At 68.3% G+C, this 18,630-nt stretch carries 14 protein-coding genes; 6 read left to right on the top strand and 8 right to left on the bottom strand.

Annotated elements, in window-relative coordinates; all coding sequences use genetic code 11:
• Positions 1 to 291, top strand: a 291-nt coding sequence (locus U9977_RS11615) for an SGNH hydrolase domain-containing protein (RefSeq protein ID WP_322749242.1), incomplete at its 5' end; no start/stop codon positions are given.
• A 70-nt stretch (positions 292 to 361) separates the two neighbouring features.
• Complete coding sequence (locus tag U9977_RS11610; RefSeq protein WP_322749241.1) at positions 362 to 2,608, top strand: serine/threonine-protein kinase; 2,247 nt, start codon at positions 362 to 364, stop codon at positions 2,606 to 2,608.
• Positions 2,609 to 2,654: 46 nt separating this feature from the next.
• On the opposite strand, the gene U9977_RS11605 is transcribed toward U9977_RS11610, so the two are convergent.
• From U9977_RS11605 to U9977_RS11580, 6 genes are all read right to left on the bottom strand, one after another.
• Entirely contained in the window at positions 2,655 to 3,665 is a 1,011-nt protein-coding gene (locus U9977_RS11605; RefSeq protein ID WP_322749240.1) for a Rieske (2Fe-2S) protein, read from the bottom strand.
• A gap of 121 nt (positions 3,666 to 3,786) precedes the next feature.
• Entirely contained in the window at positions 3,787 to 6,255 is a 2,469-nt protein-coding gene (locus U9977_RS11600) for an ATP-binding cassette domain-containing protein (RefSeq protein WP_322749239.1), read from the bottom strand.
• A gap of 98 nt (positions 6,256 to 6,353) precedes the next feature.
• On the bottom strand, positions 6,354 to 6,557 hold the full coding sequence (locus U9977_RS11595; protein WP_322749238.1) for a hypothetical protein: 204 nt from the start codon (positions 6,555 to 6,557) through the stop codon (positions 6,354 to 6,356).
• Between the two features lie 96 nt (positions 6,558 to 6,653).
• Positions 6,654 to 9,425, bottom strand: a complete 2,772-nt coding sequence (locus U9977_RS11590) for an AAA family ATPase (protein ID WP_322749237.1) — start codon at positions 9,423 to 9,425, stop codon at positions 6,654 to 6,656.
• Positions 9,426 to 9,874: 449 nt separating this feature from the next.
• Positions 9,875 to 10,321 carry a hypothetical protein gene (locus U9977_RS11585; protein ID WP_322749236.1) on the bottom strand — a complete coding sequence of 149 codons (447 nt, stop codon included), beginning with the start codon at positions 10,319 to 10,321 and terminating at the stop codon, positions 9,875 to 9,877.
• Between the two features lie 99 nt (positions 10,322 to 10,420).
• Entirely contained in the window at positions 10,421 to 11,878 is a 1,458-nt protein-coding gene (locus U9977_RS11580; RefSeq protein ID WP_322749235.1) for a DUF4331 domain-containing protein, read from the bottom strand.
• A gap of 191 nt (positions 11,879 to 12,069) precedes the next feature.
• Between U9977_RS11580 and U9977_RS11575 the strand changes: the two genes are divergently transcribed.
• The 3 genes from U9977_RS11575 (at position 12,070) to U9977_RS11565 (ending at position 15,494) form a co-directional block, all read left to right on the top strand.
• Positions 12,070 to 13,410 (top strand): tetratricopeptide repeat protein, encoded by a 1,341-nt coding sequence (locus U9977_RS11575; RefSeq protein WP_322749234.1) that lies wholly within the window; start codon positions 12,070 to 12,072, stop codon positions 13,408 to 13,410.
• Positions 13,410 to 14,942, top strand: coding sequence for a nickel/cobalt transporter (locus tag U9977_RS11570; protein ID WP_322749233.1), 1,533 nt, complete (start codon positions 13,410 to 13,412; stop codon positions 14,940 to 14,942). The genes U9977_RS11575 and U9977_RS11570 overlap by 1 nt, the downstream gene beginning before the upstream one ends.
• A 63-nt stretch (positions 14,943 to 15,005) precedes the next feature.
• Entirely contained in the window at positions 15,006 to 15,494 is a 489-nt protein-coding gene (locus tag U9977_RS11565) for a nuclear transport factor 2 family protein (RefSeq protein ID WP_322749232.1), read from the top strand.
• Here the strand turns inward: U9977_RS11565 and U9977_RS11560 are convergent.
• Positions 15,459 to 16,097 carry a nucleotidyltransferase family protein gene (locus tag U9977_RS11560; RefSeq protein WP_322749231.1) on the bottom strand — a complete coding sequence of 213 codons (639 nt, stop codon included), beginning with the start codon at positions 16,095 to 16,097 and terminating at the stop codon, positions 15,459 to 15,461. The two genes, U9977_RS11565 and U9977_RS11560, sit on opposite strands and share 36 nt — an antisense overlap.
• 193 nt (positions 16,098 to 16,290) lie before the next feature.
• Between U9977_RS11560 and U9977_RS11555 the strand changes: the two genes are divergently transcribed.
• Complete coding sequence (locus U9977_RS11555) at positions 16,291 to 18,003, top strand: DivIVA domain-containing protein (RefSeq protein ID WP_322749230.1); 1,713 nt, start codon at positions 16,291 to 16,293, stop codon at positions 18,001 to 18,003.
• A gap of 99 nt (positions 18,004 to 18,102) precedes the next feature.
• On the opposite strand, the gene U9977_RS11550 is transcribed toward U9977_RS11555, so the two are convergent.
• On the bottom strand, positions 18,103 to 18,630 hold a 528-nt coding region (locus U9977_RS11550), incomplete at its 5' end, for an O-methyltransferase (protein WP_322749229.1).

Raw genomic sequence — 18,630 nt, 5'->3', positions numbered from 1 at the left:
TTGTTGGATGTCGACGCGGCGCTGTGCCAGGCCGGACAGTGCTGGACGCGTACGTCCGCCGGCAGGCCGTTGTATTTCGACGCCGTCCACCTCGCCCCCGCGGGGATGGACAGCCTCGCCCCGTGGCTGGTCGCGGCGGTCGGCAGGGCACTGGCGCCGGGACCGCCAACCGCGGACAACGGGGCTGGTGCCAGTCCGGCGGCTGGTAGTCCGGCCGGTGCCAGTCCGGCGGCTGGCAGCTCGGCTGGTGGAACCGCCACGGTCGACACTCGTCCGGTTGGGAGACGATGACGGCTGTCGCGGTGGTTGTGATTGTCGTGGCGGTTGTGACTGCCATGGTGGGAGACGGATGGATGCCGGCGTGAGTGGACCGAACAATTCTTCCGGGAGCCGGCAGGAGTCCTCCGGGAACCCGTATGAGCCGCTGCTGCCCGAGGACCCGCGGATGATCGGCCCATACCGGATCATGGGTCGGCTGGGCTCCGGCGGGATGGGTCGGGTGTACCTGGGCCAGTCCCGATCGGGCCTGCTTGTCGCCGTCAAGACGGTACGGACCGACATGGTGGGTGCGCCGGGTTTCCGGGCGCGGTTCGCACGGGAGGCGGCGGCGGCCCGGCAGGTCAGCGGCGTGTTCACGGCCGCCGTGGTGGATGCCGACGCGGCTGCGGCGATGCCGTGGTTGGCCACCGCCTACGTGGCCGCGCCATCCCTGCATCTGCTGGTGCGCCGGGTCGGTCCGCTGCCGGTCCGCGCGGTGTTCTGGCTCGCGGCCGGGATCGCCGAGGCGCTGGAATCCATCCACCGGGTGGGGCTGATCCACCGTGACCTGAAACCGTCGAACGTGCTGGTGACCAAGGACAATCCCAAGGTCATCGACTTCGGTCTGGTCAGGACGGTGGACACCAGCACGCAGCTCACCCAGGCCGTGATCGGAACGCCCCAGTACATGTCCCCGGAACAGGCGCTGGACACCTCGTCGGTGACCCCCGCCACCGACGTGTACTCCCTTGGCGCCACCTTGCTGTACGCGGCGACGGGCCGCCTGCCCTACCTGGGCGACACGCCGGTGAACGTGCTGGCCCAGCTGCTCACCGACCCGCCGGATCTCAGCGGGGTGCCCGCGGCGCTCACCGAGCTGATTCGCCGGTGCACGCAACGGGATCCGGCGGCGCGGCCCACTACGAATCAGCTACTGGAGGAGATCGCTGGAACCTGGCTGCGGGCACCGGGCGGTGTCGGCGCCGAGCAGTGGTTGCCGCGGGTCGGGTACGAGCTGGTGGAGGCCTATGAGCGGCGGCACAGCCCCCGCCCATCTGATGGGCCGTCCGGACCGGCGGAGGTCCGGTCCCGGTCAGCCCGCGAGTCGCAGGCGGTGACCTCCACCCCGTCTCCGCAGCTGGCTCCCCTGATCGCGGTGACCCCGCCGCTCCCAGCGGCGGAGATCCTGCCCCCGGCCCGCGACGGCGACAGCGGGGGCGGTGCGGCCGATCGACGCGAATCCGCGCGGGTGTCCCGGCGAACCATGCTGCGGGCGACCGGGGCCGCGGCGGCGGCGGTGGGTGCGGTGGGTGTGGTCGGCGCGGGGGTCTGGGGGGCGGTGCGTCTGGTCGGCGGGAGCACGGACAGCGCTGGCCCCCGGCCGTGGGCATTCGCCTGCCGGGATCAGGTGTTCTCCTCCCCGGCGGTCGTCGACGGAGCCGTCTACATCGGCAGCAACGACGCCCACCTGTACGCCATCGATGCCGTGACCGGGCAGCCGCGCTGGCGCTATCAGACCGGTGGTTCGGTGACGTCATCCCCGGCGGTCGCCGACGGCTTGGTGTACGTCGGGTGCAACGACTCCCAGCTGTATGCGGTGAACGCTGCGACCGGTCAGCCCGTCTGGACGTTCCGCACCGGTGGCGTGATGCACTCGTCCCCGGCCGTGGCCGACGGTGTGGTCTACATCGGCTGCCGGGACCATAACCTCTATGCGGTGGACGCGACAACGGGCACCGAACGCTGGCGTTTCACCGGTGGCGACTGGTTCAACTCCTCCCCCACCGTGTATGGCGGCGGGGTTTACATCGGGTGCCGGGACAAGAACATCTACGCGCTGGACATCGCCACCGGACGCCCACGCTGGCACTTCACCACGGCCAGCACCGTGGACTCCTCACCCGCGGTGTCGGGCGAAACACTGTGGATCGGCGCGGACGACCACAACGTCTACGCCCTGAACACCGTGACCGGAACACTGAACTGGCAGTTCACGGCTGACAACGGGGTGGTCTCGACGCCGTTGCTGGTCGAGCGGGTGGTCTACGTGGGAAGCGATGACGGCAACCTCTACGCGCTGGACGCCAGCACCGGTCGGTCCCGCTGGCGGTTCTCCACCGACAACGGCATCCGCTCCTCACCGGCCGTGGCGAACGACCTGGTCTACGTGGGTAGTCGCGACCGCTATGTCTATGCCGTGGAAGCTGTCACCGGGAAACTCCGGTGGCGGTACGCCACCGGAGCGCCGGTGGACGACTCGTCGCCGGCCGTCGTGAACGGCCTGGTCTATATCGGCAGCCTGGACTCCCGGGTCTACGCCTTGAACGCGGCGACCGGCGCCGGGCCCTGAGAGTGGCCGGGAGTCCGGACAGCACCGGGACGGCGCGCGCCGCGGATCAGTCGCGATTTCCGGTCAGTTCGACTTCCGGCCGGTCCGGTGCAGGCTGCGGATCAGGCTGGTGATCAGGACGCCAACCGGCGATGATGGCGCGGTTGTAGAAGTTCCGGTACTCGCGGACGGACGAACCGTCGGGCTTCACCCACAGCGTCTTGGCCGGCCGTCTCATCCATTTCAGGACTTCCAGGTCGACATGCACGTTCCAGGCTATGACACGCCAGATCGCCCGGGTGAGCAGCCAGTTCAACGGGCTGTGGAACGGTGTCGTGCCGACCTTGCGGACGGCGATCCGCCAGGAGAGGATCGAGACGTTCTCCCGGACCGGAGTGGCACCGAGCAGAACTGTCAGCAGCGGCGAGTCACGATTGATGGTGGCGTTTTTCTGCGCTCGGTAGACGGCGATGCAGGGCCCCGCCATCTCGATGAAGGCATGGGGCTTGAAGAACCGCTGGACGTTGACCCCGTCCGTCCCCGGCGCCGGTCGCAGCTGGAACTCGAAACGGTCTCCTTCGTTGGCGGTGACGATGTATTCGAGCTGCCCGGCCGCCTTGTGGTTGTGTGGAAAATGATACGAGTCGGCGACGTGTTCGAACATCGGCAACGGATCGCTCCGCCCGATGTGGATCTCCCCTTTGACATTCGTGTATCGGGATGAGTCGAATGACGCGACGTCGAGGAATTCCCGGGCCGGCTCTGGGCCGTACCAGAACCAGATGTTCCCCACCCGCTCCAGGACCGGGATCGTGGGCTGACGCGCTCGCGGCGGATCCCGGTCCGCCGCGGAGTACCGGCGCTCGATCATCACCACCGCGCCGTCCTGGTCGCGGAAAAGCGCGTACCGGCGGGACATGAACTCAACGGGTACCACCTGCCCCGGGGCGAGATCCTCACTGAAACGCGCGAAGTACCAGCCGATCGGGTAGTCGGTCCGCTGTTCACCGGACACGGGTCGGGATTGGATGAGCTGTCGATCATGGTCTTTGAGTCGTTGCCACCGCAACGCTGTCACGGGTCCTCCTGAACCTATTGGGCCGCCGGCGACGCGGAGGAGCAATGATCGCGTCGCCTTTGGCCGGCTGGACGCTGGGATGCCGCCGGCCGAGTTCGAGCGACGGCCGACCGGGAGAATTCTATTGCGAGCCGACGGAGGCCGGGCGGAATCTCCGGTGAACGATCTTCGGATCCATCCGCCGGAGCAACAGCGCCGTAAGGATCACCGCGAGGATGCCGAGAGTCAGGCACGCGAGGACGTCGGTGAGGTAGACGGTCGCCGTATGTGCCCACTGCGGGTCGGCAATACTGTCCGGATTCAACTGCGGGTCTCCTCGTTTCTGCACCTTGTTGAGATCGGCGGCCGAGGCGACCGCCGCGAAACCCCACCGGGCGGGCGCGAGGGCACTGATCTCCTCCAGCCCTCGTTTGCCGTGCACCGCGACGAGCCCGCCGCTGAACATGACCTGTGACATGGTGATGAGCACAAGCAGTGGCATGGCCTTGTCCGAGTTGTCCACCAGTGCCGAGATCACCAGGCCGATCATTGCGGACGACAGTGAGATCACGGTGACCGCGACGATGAGTTCCAGCAGCGGGGAGCCGAGGACCACCGCGTGGCGTGGTTCATGACCGAGGATACCGATCGTCGTGAACACGACACTCTGCACCGCGGTGACCATCGTGAGAACGACGACCTTCGCCGCGAGATAGGCGGTTCTGGATAATCCGATGGCCCGTTCCCGCCGGTAGATCGCCCGTTCCTTGACGATCTCTCGGACCGAATTGGCCATCCCCATGAAACAGGCGCACAGCACCATCACCAGAAGTATCAGCGGCGCGTCCTGATTCGGCCGGTTGGGAAGCACGTCCAGGTTGCGTCCCACCACCCGGGGCATGATGCCCAGCAGGAACGGAAAAGCGATGACGAGCCCGAGATACGAGCGGTCGGAGGCGATGACACTCAGCATGCGGCGGCTGAGAGTTATTGTCTGGAACAGAACCGACTGCTGGCGGACGCTTGGCAGCTCCGCCGGCACAGGTCGGGCGGGCGGCGCGGTGACCGATGCCGGTACGTAGAAGCGCGAATCCCGGAAACGGTCTGCCAGGACCTCTCCGGGCGTTTCCTCCAGCATTTCGAAGACGTCGGCCCAGACGCTCTCCCCGAGAAACGACAGAGCATACCGCGGTGGGCCGAAATAGGCGATATACCCGCCCTTCGCGAGTACCAGAATATAATCGCAGACATCAAGCTGCGCGACGCTGTGGGTTACGACGACGACCGTTCGCCCGTCATCGGCCAGCCCCCGCAGAGAGCCCATCACGTTCTTGTCCAGACCTGGATCAAGACCGGACGTCGGTTCGTCCAGGAACAGCAGCGTGGGCCGGGTCAGGAGTTCAAGCGCCACGCTGGTGCGCTTTCGTTGGCCGCCGGAGAGCTTCTGTACCGGTAGGCCCGCCCGATGCGTCAGACCCAGTTCGGCCAGGACCTCGTCCGCCCGCGCCCGCCGCTCCGCCCTCGTGGTATCCGGCGGGAAGCGCAGTTCCGCCCCGTAATCAAGCGCTTTGCGCACGGTCAGTGTCGTGTGCAGCAGGTCGTCCTGCGGGACATGACCGATCCGGCGACGCAGTTCATCGTACTCGTTGTACATGTCCCGGCCGGCATAGCGGACCGTTCCCTGATCCGCCGGTCGGAATCCGGTCAGTGCGTTCAACAACGTCGACTTACCGGCTCCGCTCGGACCGATGACGGCCAACAGCGCCTGACCCGGCAGCCGGAAACTCACCGAGTGCAGGATCTGCGTATCACCGACGAACACGCTCAGCCCGTCGGCCTCGAAGGTGACATCACCGGAGTCCAGGTACTCGACCAGCTGGTCACCCTCGACCTGGAAGAGATGATGTCCCACGGCAATCACGTCACGTTGGGCGAGAACTGCCCTGGTGACGCGGGAACCGTTGACGAATGTCCCGTTCGCCGACCCCAGGTCGACGATCTCAACCCCGCTGTCGCCGATCAGGAGCTCGGCGTGCCACCGGGATGCGAGCAGGTCTCCCACCGTGATGTCGTTACCCCCGGACCGCCCGATCGACAACGTTCCACGAAACAGTCGATGGACGTTGCGGCGTTCGTGCGCACCCTCCAGGCTGTCCACCTGAAGAAAATCGTCGGGGTGGCCGAGGTGGTCAGAGCGCGGAAGTTTCGGACCGGGCTCATAACCCGCGGCGTCCGGCCGCAGGGTCAGCAGCTGCGAGTGCGGATCCCGATCCGCACCGCCGACCTCGGGGGAGTCCGCGGGAACGGGTAGAACGGGAACGGGAACGGGCAGAACAGTGAGCTCGGGGCCGGTCGGCGTGCCCAGGCGCAGCCGAATCTCAGTTTCCACAGCTACCCGCCGCACCCGCTGACCGCCCAGCCAGGTGCCGTTGGAGCTCACATCACGAACCGTCCAACCCTGAGCGTCCGGTTCGATTACCAGATGCTCACGCGAAACCCGGGCATCCGCCAAGACAAGATCGGCGTCCCGGCCGCGTCCGACGACAAAGGGTCGACCGGTCGGCACGGTCGCCTCATGACTTCCGCTGACGAGTCTCAGCGTCACAGGCACGTCCTACCCCTTCGGAACCATGCGTTGAAAACGTGTCGGGAATCCGCCGACGGAGCACCGCCCGTGCCCCCCCCGGGGGGCATGGGCCGGCCGCGGTGTCAGCCATCGGCCGGTGGCGGGCTGTGTATCGCGATCACCTCCTCCAGGACGCGGATCAGATCCATCCAGCCGTGGAACTCCGCGATGCGCTCGTCGTCGAAACGGATGCGCCCGTCGATACGGTCGGTGGTGACCGGGGTCAGTTCCATGACGAGCCGCACGGTTACCGCGGCAGTCTCGCCACCTTCGGTGTCGTCTATCACGGAATGCCATCACCCTCCGCCTTGCACCCGGAGCCGACATGGTTGACGGTAGCCGTATTACGCAATGGTGTCCCCGGGGATTTCCCCAGGTTTTCGTCATCCGGCGCGCAGATACGCGGCCAGCTGGGTGCGAGACCGGACGCCGAGCTTCGCGTACACGTTTCCGAGGTGGTATTCGATGGTCTTGACGCTGCGCACCAGCTCGGCGGCGATCTCGCGGTTGGACAGGCCCGTACAGACCAGCTGGGTCACCGTCCGCTCCTGCGGGGTGAGCGAACCGACCGGATCGGTGCCCCGGGGCTGTGCCGGCGCCTGCCCGCAGGCGGCGAGTTCGCGGTCGCAACGGAGCAGGTAGGGCCGCGCGCCCAGTGCCTCGAACCGTGCCTGAGCCGCGCTGAGGGCGGCCATGGCCTCGTCTGACCGACCGGACCGGCGCAGGAAGACGCCGTGCCCCAGCTCGAGGAGTGCCCGTTCGAACGGGATCGGCTGGTCCACCGCCAGTGCCAGACCGTCGCGGTAGGCATCCTCGGCGGCTGCCGGCCGCCGTCGTGCGATCTCGATGGCCGCCCGTGCCCGGGCGCAGGCCACCAGCGCCGAACGGTGCTTTTCCTCGGTCGCGGCCTCCTCGAGGGGACGCAGGCTCCTGTCGGCATCGTCGGGGCGGCCCAGGCCGGCCAGCGCCTCGGCGTGCATCGGTCGCCACGCCATCCAGGCCGGCTCGGGCGCGGCCATCTCCGTGATGGTGGTGAAGAAACTCAGCGCGGCCAGAACGCCTTCGGTGTCCCCGGCGGCGTGCGCGAGCCGGGCGCGCGTGGCGGCGGCGAGCCCCTGCGTGGCGTTGTCCGGCGGCCATCCCGGGTTGTCCAGAATCTTCAGGTGTTCGGCGGCCGCCGCAAGGCCCCGGCCCGCCAGCGGCGCCGCGGCGACCGCATGGCACAGCGGCAGCATCCAGTGCTGTTCGGCGTCGCCGGCGATCGATGCGGCGAGCTCGGCGTGCAGGACCGCGTCGTCCCATGCTCCGAGTCGGTACTCGGTATCGGAGAGGAAGGCGAGCGCCCCGAGTGCGTAACCCACCGATCCGTGCTGGCGGTAGGCGGTGGCGGTGACGGTGAACGCCTCCCGCGCCGCTTCCAGCCGGTCGGATGCCAGCAGGACATACCCCCGCCCGAACAACCCGTCTCGTTGCCTGGCGTAGGGCTCCGGCACGGATGCCGCGAGTTCCCGGGCCGTGTCGAACTGGCCGGATCCGATCAGCGCGCTGATCTGTATGTCGATCAGCTGCCACGGCCGGACCGCCGGTGTCCCCGCCATGCCCATCGCGCGGGACCCCCAGATCGCGGCTTCGCGGTTGAGGCCCTGGAACGACAGCGTCAGCGCCGTCTGCTCGGCTATCGTGCGCGCGAAGGCAGGGTCCGCCGCGGGGTCGACCGCGGTCCATGCGGCGCGTAGGTAGGCGGTGGACTCCTTGTAGGCGCCCTGGACGAGCGCGAGGCGTCCCGCCAGGTAGTTGCGCCGCGCCGGATCCTCGATGACTCCGGCGTGGTCGGTCTGGCGACCCGCGCGGGCCAGTTCGCCCGCGTAGAGCAGGAAGTCGACGGCATCGACGAACAACCGTTCCTGGGTGGGCCGATCCGGGGTCAGCCGTGCCGCGTCCAGCATCAGGTCGCCGGCGGCGGCCCACCGGGCCTCGACGGCCAGGCGCTCCGCCGCGACGGTGATCTCGGCCGCGAGGTCCGGATCGGGAACGATCGTCGCCGTTATCCGGTGGCGCAGCCGGGCCCTGTCGTCATGGGCCAGCTGCGCGGCTCGCAGGTGCAGGGCCGACCGGTGCGCCGGTCCAAGATCATGATAGATTGCCGACCGTACGAGCGGATGGGCGAAGGCGATCCGGTGTTCCAGCCTCGTGGTCTCCTCGATCAGCAGCGACGAGGCGACCGCCTGCTCGAGCGCGGGCAGCGGCGCCCTGATCTCCGCGAGCCTGGCCGCGTCCACCAGCTGGCAGGACCGACCGAGCACCGCCGCCGCCATGGTGAGCGAGCGACCTTCGGGCGCGCACTGAGCCAGCCGGCCGAGCACGACCAGCGTGAACGAGCGTGGCGCCGGTAACGGTTCGGCGTCGTTGTCCAGCGCATCCGAGGAAAATTCCTCCAGCAACGCGCGGGCGTGCAGCGGATTGCCGTCGGTCAACTGGAAGATACGTTCGGCCGCGTGGGTCGACATCGGGCTGCCGGACACCAGCCGAGACAGTTCGCGCAGGTCCGACGGGTCCAGCCCGCGCACGCGCAGTGGCGTTCCCCGTTCGGCGAGAAAACGCAGCAACCCGTCGGTGAGTGCCACCGCGGGTGTGGTCGGCATGACCAGCAGACATAGAATGGAGTCCGAGCGCAGCCGGCGTAAAGCGAACGCCAGAGCCCGCTGGGAAGCGGTGTCGGCCCATTGAATGTCGTCGATGACGATGACCAGGGTCGCGCACTCGGTGAGCATCTGGCCGGCCAGCGCCACCAGGGCGGCTCCCACCCGCAGCGGGTCCTGCGCGCTGCCGTCCGACGCGGTGAGATTCGGCGCTACGAGCGGTTCGTCGACACCGCTGAGGAGCTGGGCGATGGTTGCGAAGGCCAGCGTCGACTCGGCCTCGTCGCCGCTGGCAACCAGCGTTCGCGTGTCGTCGGCGAGCCCCTCGAGGAACCGGCGTACGAGCGTGGTCTTGCCGACACCCTGCTCGCCGGTTACCGCGACAACCGTGAGCGCACCGTTCCGCGCGTCCGCCAACCTGGCACCGAGGAAGCTCAGCTCCGATTGTCGCGCGACAAATCCGTCGGGATGGCCGAGATTGTCATTGACGGCGCTACCGGGCCCGCCCCCACTCATGTTTCACGCCCATCCGCCGGGTGACATTGGCAGTCCACTCCAGGGGATGATATTCACCGGCGCCACGCCGCCACCCGGGGAGTCATCTATCCGACGCGGTGCGGGTCCGGCGGGGCTGGCGGGCGGCTCGCCCACCGGCCGCTTGTCATCATATATACCGTGTTCCCGGCCGGCGGGTGATTCCGGCGCAATTCGACGAACGCGCCCGGTAGACCCCGGGTGAATCGAAAGAATCGGCTGGGGAAACTCGGCTTGGGAAACGTCGTGCGATCGGGGTGGGGAGCGGTGCTCGCGCCCCACCCCGATCCCGGCCTGAGGGCCAAAGGGTGTGCGATCATGGTTTTTCTCGCACACCCGGAGGCCGATGTCCCCCTGAGGGCCAAAGGGTGTGCGATCATGGTTTTTCTCGCACACCCGGAGGCCGATGTCCCCGGGGTGCTAACTGACGATCAGCGGCTGGAGGTACAGCGGTTGACCAGCGCTTCGGTCGTTGTCGTCACCTCGGTCAGTAATTTCGGCTCGTAGGTACTGGTGTCGACCCGCAGCCGGAGGAAGCCGATCGCGGTTGTGATCTTTTCGATGTCCGGGGCGAACTCGCCCGCGGTCGGGATCTGGTCGTAGAGCTTCTCCTGCGGGTCGATCAGGTCGGTCGCGACGAGTTTGATGCCGTCGGGTTTGTCATTGCCCCGACGCGCGATGCGCAGGGTGTCGACCAGCCCGGACGCCGCATCCCGGCAGGCGCCGGCCTGGAACGTCTCGACTGCCGGGAGCGGCTTGGTGGCGGTGGTCCCGCCGCCGCCCCCGCCGCCGCCCCCGCAGCCGGCCGCGAGCCCGGCCACGGCCAACACTGCGGCGGCTGCGGCCATCCTGATCGACGGTGGTGTGCGCAGCATCATTGCGGTCCTCCTCCCCGTGGGTCATTTCCGAGCATCGGCCGTAGCTCGAGCGTCGGCCGTAGCTGTAGCTACGGCCGCAGCGTCAGCCGTGTTTCAGCGTCAGCGTGAGTTCGGCAGGGCGAGGTACGGGAACGTGCCCAGGAAGGGGATGTTGTTGGCGTTCACGGCGTCCCCCAGCCCCTTGACGGCGTCCGGTGTGCCCGGCAGCAGGACACCTTCGACGGCCTGGAGCTCGACGTCGACGACGTCGTCGGTCAGGCGCCGCCCGTTCGGGAAGCCGGCGGCGTCACCGCCGACCACGCCCAGGCGGTTCGGGCTTGCCGTGGGTGGAACGGACATGTTGAGCCGGAGCTCCTCGGACGGGGCGATGTCCTTGGGGTCGGCGTCGGCGTTCAGGGTCGGTGAGGTGAGGTCGACGCCGAGGTTCGCCTTGCTGATACCGGTGAGGAACACCGCGACGAGGTCGTTACGCGGAGTCTTCGGTGCCGGGATCTTGTAGAAGGTCTGGAAGAGACGGGCCAGCTCGGGGTCGGTGACGTAGTTGAGGAACTGGGCGTCCCGCGACGGTGTCGAGGCGTTGAACCGGTCCTTCTGGCCGACCGGGATGATGACCTCGTTCACCAGCGGTGAGCCCAGGCGCGAGACCTGCGACCACTGCCCGAAGCCCATCGCCCGGCCGGAGCTGTTGGTCGGGGACACCATGGTGGTGCTGCGCCGCTGGGTGGTGCTCCACACCCCGACCACCGGGTTGCGGCCGGCGTCGCCCTTGAGGGCCAGCAACGAGGCCGGTACCTTCAGCGCGATCGAGTTGACGTTGTAGCCGGCGAGGGTGTCCTTGCCGATCTCGGACAGGTTGCCGCCGTAGAGCAGGTCGAACACGTGCAGATCCAGGAAGAACGGGTCGTCGGCCTGGCCGGCGAACGTCGTGAGCCCGCTGGGCAGGGGCTTGACCGCCTGGTTGCGCAGGGCGGCGTAGTTCGGCATGGAGGTCTTGCCGACGTTGGACGGTGCCACCGGCACCTTGTCGGCCAGCACCGTGGACTTGCCCTTGCTGACCACCTCCAGCCGGTAGGTCTGGGTGAAGTTCAGGTCAGGGTCGTCCAGCGACGTGACGACACCGGTGTTGTACAGGAAGGTGTTCGGGTTCTTGTACGAGCTGGAGAACGTCCACCGGTAGGTGATGTCCGGCTTGGCGTCCCCGTCGTTGTCGATGTTGATGTCGTACTGGGCGTCATTGGCGAACGGGTAGAAGTTCGGCCCGCCGTTCGGGTCCTCGAACGGTATCCAGTTGGCGACCAACGTCACCGAGTTCTTGTCGTCCGGGCTGACGAACGCGTAGGTGTCGGTGTTGTCGATGGCCGGGTCGGCGGCGACCAGCGGCGCCTCGCGGTGGCTGGAGGCCATCGACGCCGCCGGGCTCAGCGCCACGAGCGCGCTACCGACGCCGAGTGTCACCGCGGCGATGCCGGCGATGCCGGCGATCCCGCGCCGTGCCGGCCGGGTCCGTGATCCGGCCCGGGGGCGACGTGCCCCCCCGGTGGAATCCGGTTCAATCATGATTTTCCCCTCGGGATGATGAAGGGACCGGCCCAACTGCCGGTCGCGACATCCCTTGTTCGTGCGCCGCGGCCGTTCGGATGGGTATCAATGACCGGCCGGGTGTCAGAAACCCGACACGGTTCCTCCCATCCGGAGGCCGGCCTGCTGCGAACAGCACTGTGCAGGCCCGCCACCGGGAGGGAACCCAGATGAGGAAACGACAAGCCGCCACGATGATCGGGGCGGTGGTGACGGCCGCGGTCGCTCTGCTGGCGGGAGCGACGCTGATCCCCACCGGCGTGCTCGGGGGCACGGATCCGCGGGCGCAGGCATCCGGGGCTCCGGCACCGGGGGCCACCGGGCCCGCACCGCAGGACGTGTCGACTCGGGCCGTCAACGATCTCCAACGGCACCTGAGCCTCGTTCCCGGCGACTGGACGGCCTGGTCGGCGCTTGGCACCACCTACGTCGAGCGGGCCAGGGTCACCGGCGACCCGACCTACTACCCGCGGGCCGAGACCGCGCTGGCCCGGTCGCTCGCGATCCGACCGGTCGACAACGACGCCGCGCTGGCCGGGCAGGCGGCGCTGGCGGCGGCCCGCCACGACTTCGTCGAGGCGCTGCGGCTCGCCGACGCGGCGATAGCGATCAATCCGTACAGCGCGACCGCCGGCGGAATACGTGCGGACGCGCTGATCGAGCTCGGCCGCTACCCGCAGGCCTGGGAGGCTGTCCAGCACACGGTCGACCTGCGGCCGGATGTCGCCTCACTGGCCCGGGTGTCCTACGCGTTCGAGCTGCAGGGCGACGTCGCCGATGCCCGCAACGCCATGGAGCGCGTGCTCGCCGACGCGACATCCCCGTCGGATGCCGCGTTCGCCCTGTTCCACCTCGGCGAGCTCGCGTGGAACAGCGGTGATCGTGACGGTGCCGACGATGCCTACCGCCGGGGTCTGGAAAGAGATCCGTCCTCGGCAACGTTGCTCGGCGGGCGGGCCCGGGTTGCCGCGGCCCGCGGCCAGATCGAGACCGCACTGGCCGACTACCAGAGCGTGGTGACCCGAATGCCGACGCCGGCGCTGGTCATCGAGTATGGGGAACTGCTGGAGTCGGTGGGCCGGAAAGACGAGGCGCGGACCCAGTATTCACTGGCGCGAACCACCGCTGAGCTGTTCCGCACGCAGCGGGTGGACGTCGGCGTGGACCTGGCCCTGTTCGAGGCCGACCACGGGGACCCGGCCGCCGCGTTCGCGACCACTGATCTGCAGATCAGGACCCGCGTCGGGATATTCGTCCAGGACGCCGACGCCTGGGCACTGCACCAGCTCGGCCGGGACTCCGAGGCCCTTGTCCACGCACGCGCCGCGGTTGCGCTCGGTACCCAGCGTGCACTTCTGCGCTACCACCTCGGCGTGATCGAGGCGTCGCTCGGGCAGCGGGACGCGGCAGCGGCAGACCTGCGGACCGCGCTCGCCACGAACCCGTACTTCTCCCCGCTGCACGCCCCACGCGCCGCGACGCTGCTGGCCACCCTTGCCGGCGGCCGGTGATGGCGACGACGCGGCCGGGCCGGCGCGGCCCATGGCGCTGGTCGGCCGTCGCGGTGATCGCACTGATGATCGTCGGCCTGTCGGCGGGAGCGGCATCGGCTCATCCGCTGGGTAACTACACCGTGAACACCTCCAGCGTGCTGCGGGTGCAGCCGGACCGGGTGCTCGTCGACGTCATCGTCGACATGGCCGAGATCCCGACCACCCAGACCCGTCCGGCGATCGACGCTGTCGGCGCCACGACCTGGCGGGAGCAGGAATGCGGGCGTATCGCGGGCCAGGCCGACCTGACCGTGGACGGCCGGGTCCGTCCACTCACGCCGACCGCGGGCACCCTGAGCTTCCCACCGGGGGCGGGCGGCCTGTCGCTGTTGCGGCTGGTCTGCCGGTACGCGGTCGAGACCGGCGACACCCCCGCATCGGTCGGGTACACGCTGCGGGCCTACACCGACCGGGTGGGTTGGCGGGAGACCGTGGCGTTGGGTGATCGGACCACCCTTGTCGCCAGTGACGTTCCCACCCGGTCGCCGAGTGGGCTGCTCGCCTCGTATCCGTCGGACCCGCTGTCCAGCCCGTCCGACGTCAGCAGCGCGACACTGCGGGCAAAGCCAGGCGGACCGCCGGTCCTCGACCCCCTCGACGGCAACCAGAGTTCCGCTGTGCGCCCAGCCGGGTCGAGCGGGCTCACCGGGCGTTTCACCGCGTTGGTCGGGCGCCGCACGCTCTCGTTCGGCATGGGCCTGCTGGCCGTCGTGCTGGCGGTCGGGCTCGGCGCGGTCCACGCGTTCGCTCCCGGGCACGGCAAGACGGTGATGGCGGCCCGGATCGCCGGCAACCGGGCGTCCCGCCGGGACCTCGCCCTGATGGCGCTGGCGGTGACCGTGACCCACACGCTCGGCGTGCTGCTGCTGGGGGTGGCGCTGTCGGTGTCGACGAACCTTGCCCCGGAACGGTTGTACCCGTGGCTCGGCATTGCCAGCGGCACGCTGATGGTGAGCCTCGGCGTCACGCTGCTGCGCAGCCGGCTCGCGCCTCGCCGGGCCGGCCATGCGCACCATGACCATGCGGGTGACCATGACCATGCGGGTGACCATGAGCATGCGGGTGACCATGAGCATGCGGGTGACCATGAGCATCACCATGAGCACACGCACACGCATGGTGGTCGCCTGCACACCCATGCCCTCCCCGAGGGGCCGCCGAAACTGCGTGGCCTGCTTGCGATGGGGTTCGCCGGCGGTCTCGTCCCGACTCCGACCGCGGTCGTCGTACTGCTGGGCGCCGTCGCACTCGGACGCGCCTGGTTCGGCGTCGTGTTGGTCTTCGCCTACGGCGTGGGTATGGCCGTGGCGTTGGTCAGCATCGGCATTCTGCTGGACCGGGCGCACCGTCCGCTGCTGCGACGGGCCAGCGCCGCCGCTCCGAGGCTCACCGGTGTGGCCGCCCGCTGGACCCCGGTGGCCACCGCGGGTGTCATCGTCGTGGCCGGGGCGATCATTGTGCTGCGCGCGGGGGTCCAGTTCGGCATCTGACAACCCGTTGCACCACAATGGCTTCGGGCATCGTGACCGGCGCATGGGACAAGGACGGGTCTAGTGGGCAGCGACGTAACGGGCAGCGACGTAGTGGGCATCGACGCAGTGGGTATCGACGCAATGGGCATCGGGACCGCGGACAGGTTGGCACTGCATGAGATCGCGGCGCGGTACGGGGATCTCATCGACGCCCGGGACTGGCCGGGTCTGGCGTACGTCTTCGCCGCGGATGCGGTTTTCGATCTCACTGACGTCGACGCTCCGCGGCTCGACGGGCTCGACGCCATCCGGCATCACATGGACGGCGCGGACCATCCGCTCGCCCATCACATCACCAACATCTATGTGACCGAGGACGGCGGCGAGCCGGTGCTGCACAGCCGTGTCCTCGGCGTCCTGCCCGACCGGCGTGCCAGTTCCGGCCAGTACACCGACGCGGTCGTCCGCACACCGGACGGGTGGCGCATCCGGCACCGGCTGTTCCAGCTGAATCGACGGCCGGCCCGATCCCCATCATCGGCCACGGCCATCGGGGGCAGTCGCGGCTGACAGGCGGGCGAGATCCGCCGGTGTGTCGATGTCGTCGGGGGAGCCGGTTCCGTCGCACGCCACCGTGACGACGCGGTCGGGGTTGGCGTGCAGCCAGGCGCGCGCGCCCACATCACCGCGGGCGTGGGCGCACACCTCGGCCCAGGTCTCACGCCGTAACAACACAGGATTACGCGGTTGCCCGCCGTAGGTGGCGACCGCCGCGACCGCGCCGGACGCGTGGGCGTCGAGCAGCCGGCGTACGGCCTGCGGGCCGATCAGGGGCTGGTCGACGAGCGCAATGATCACCGCGTCGAGGGCGGTGTCGGCAACCGCATCGAGCCCGCGCCGAAGCGAGCTCCCCATCCCTTCGGCCCAGCCCGGGGCGAGGACGACCTGCGCTCCTGGCAACGTCGCGGATCTGATGACCTCGGCCGCGGCTGCTCCGAGCACCACGAAGACCGGCGCACAGCCGCCGGCTGCGAGCAGCCGAGCCGCCCGCTCGACCAGCGGTTCGCCGTCCAGCGTGGCCAGGGCTTTGGGACCGCCGAAGCGGCGCCCGGCCCCGGCCGCCAGGACGAGCCCGCCCACACCGCCCGCCGAGGCCCCCACCATGAATGCCATCCTATGGCACCGCATCCGATTTCATTGCAGTTGGTATATATCTTCATGATTATCTATCTAATTCTTCTTCGGCTATATTCGGGTGTCATTTTCTGGATCACATCGTCGGATTCGGCTGCCGACTATATGGTCAGGAACGGTGAAAAGGTCCCTGATCAGTGCGTTTCCGCGCGGCAGTGCGCGGGAGGTCCGTGTGCCCAGCCAGCCTGGTTCGGCGCCGGTCGCCTTCCTCAGCTACGCCGACGCGGACCATGCGCGGCACGGTGCTTCCCTGGCGGAGCTCGCGGCCGCGCTCGAGGATGACATCCGAACCCGAACGGGTCACTCTTCGTTCCGAGTTTTCTGCGATCGCCGGGATCCCCGCTGGGGTGAGCTCTGGCACGAGCGGATTGCCGGTACGGCGGACCCCGCGAACGCCGCGGCCATCCTCATAGCGGTCATGACCCCTGCTTTTTTCCGGAATGCCCAGTGCCGGCATGAGCTAGAGCGTTTCCTCCAGATCGAACGGCAGCTGGCCCGTCCCGACCTCGTTGTCGCCGTCCGGTGGTCGAAGGAACTCGACCTGATTGCCGGCGGTACGACCGACCTGTTGGCACGGGCGGTCGCGCATCGGGTGTCCATGCACTGGCCACCCCCGGGCGGCGAATCACCGGCGGCGGTGCCGGTCGAGCGCTGGGCGGCAGACCTCGCTGGACGGATCAGCGTGCCGCTGGACGCCCTTGTCCGTCCGGCGATTCTCTGGCCGGACGGTATTGCGCATTATGACATCGCGCACGATGACAATGCGCACGATGACAATGCGCATTATGACATCACGCCTGATGATAGTGCGCACCATGACATCACACTTGATGATAGTGCGTATCATGACGATACCGCCCGTTACGATATTATCGGACGGTATGACGGCATCAGCCGGTATAACAGTGATACTGCGCAGCGAAGCGGTGTCGTGCAGGTGCCGCGGCAGCTTCAGCCGGGGCAGACCATCCCGCTGCCTATCCAGCCACGGCCGTCCCGGGTATCGGTGCCGCAGCAAGCGCCGGCTCCCACGGTGTCAGCTCCGCCGACGTCGGATCCGACGGCACCAGCTCGGGTGGCGCCCGCTGGAGTGGCGCAGGCCCCGCCGGTACGGCGCGGAATGCAGCCACAGTCGCCGCTTTCGCAGGCGGGCGGTGAACGCGGTTCCCGCCATCCCGTCTACCGGCCGATCGTGACATCCAACGACCTCAGCATGAAGGCGTTCAGCGCCACCCGCCTGCGCACCGGCTACACCATGGTCGGTGTTGACGCCTTCCTCGACCGGACTGCCGCGGAGTTGCATCGCCTGCACACACTTGTGCTCTCGGTCGAGAGCGGCTACCGACCGGATCCGAGCGAACTCGTCCTGCGCGTGACCCCGACGGAGATCAGCTCGACGACCTTCAACCCGACGAGGTTTCTGAGTGGCTACTGCGAACAGGAGGTCGATGACTTCCTCAGCGTTGTCGCGCGGGAGTTCGCAAACCTCCAGAAATTTATGTCCGCGGTGTCGAGTGCCGGCCGGACCGGTGTGCGCGGTCTTTCCTACCACGCTGGTATAACCGGTCCGGAGGTGGCGGGAAAATTGTTTACCCGGACGCAGCTCGGTGTTGGCTACAAGGTTGATCAGGTTAATGACTTCCTCGACCGGGTGGCGCAGGATCTGGCCGTCATGCACGCTCTGGTGAAATCCACCGGAGACGGCCGGCAGCGGGATCCCGGTTCGTTTCCCGCATGCCTCGCGCCGGCCGACATCAGTGCTGTCAAGTTCGATACGACGCGGTTTTACGGGGGCTACCGGGAGTACGAGGTCGACGATTTCCTCGATTTTCTGGAGCGCGAGTTCGCCCGCGTCCAGGATTATCTGGTCGTCAGGTCCGATTGAGTGCCGGTGTGGCTGCGGTGATCGGGAGCGAGGGCGGCGCGGCATGGCATGGCAGGCCATGGTCGCGCCGCCGTTGCCGGCACGGCATTGCATGGGAGGTTAGAGCTTTCGGGCGATTGTCAGACCGTCCGAAACTGCCAGCAGAACGGCCTGAACCCGATTATCGGCGACCACGGCCTGGTTGAATGCCCGGATCGCCCGGACGTTCACCTCCTGGCTTGCCGCATCCACGACATCGCCACCCTGCAGCACGTTGTCGGCGACGATCAGCCCACCCACGCGCATCCGCGGCACCAGCAGGTCGAAGTACGTCTGATAGGAGATCTTGTCTGCGTCGACGAAGGCGATGTCATAGCTGGGCTCGGCGGGCAGCGCGGCGATGGTGGTCGCGGCCGGGCCGAGCCGTAGCTCGATCCGGTCGTCCAGGCCGGCGCGCTTCCAGTACTCACGCGCGAGCGAGGTCCAGTCCTCGTTCACGTCACAGCAGAGCAGCTGCCCGTCGGCGGGCAGCCCACGGGCGATGCACACCGAGGAGTATCCGGTGAACGTGCCGACCTCGATCGCCCGGCGTGCCCCCGTGCTTGCTGTCAGCATGGTCAGCAGCGTGCCGAGCTCGGCGCCGATCTG

Origin of the sequence: Protofrankia sp. Cas8, assembly GCF_963555845.1 — a bacterium.
GTDB lineage: Bacteria > Actinomycetota > Actinomycetes > Frankiales > Frankiaceae > Protofrankia.
This window is presented reverse-complemented; position numbering and strand designations above follow the sequence as displayed.

Coding starts and splice junctions, on each gene's coding strand:
- U9977_RS11580 (WP_322749235.1), bottom strand. CDS start 11,878: ATGATTGAACCGGATTCCACCGGGGGGGCACGTCGCCCCCGGGCCGGA.
- U9977_RS11590 (WP_322749237.1), bottom strand. CDS start 9,425: ATGAGTGGGGGCGGGCCCGGTAGCGCCGTCAATGACAATCTCGGCCAT.
- U9977_RS11560 (WP_322749231.1), bottom strand. CDS start 16,097: ATGGCATTCATGGTGGGGGCCTCGGCGGGCGGTGTGGGCGGGCTCGTC.
- U9977_RS11570 (WP_322749233.1), top strand. CDS start 13,410: ATGGCGACGACGCGGCCGGGCCGGCGCGGCCCATGGCGCTGGTCGGCC.
- U9977_RS11575 (WP_322749234.1), top strand. CDS start 12,070: ATGAGGAAACGACAAGCCGCCACGATGATCGGGGCGGTGGTGACGGCC.
- U9977_RS11585 (WP_322749236.1), bottom strand. CDS start 10,321: ATGATGCTGCGCACACCACCGTCGATCAGGATGGCCGCAGCCGCCGCA.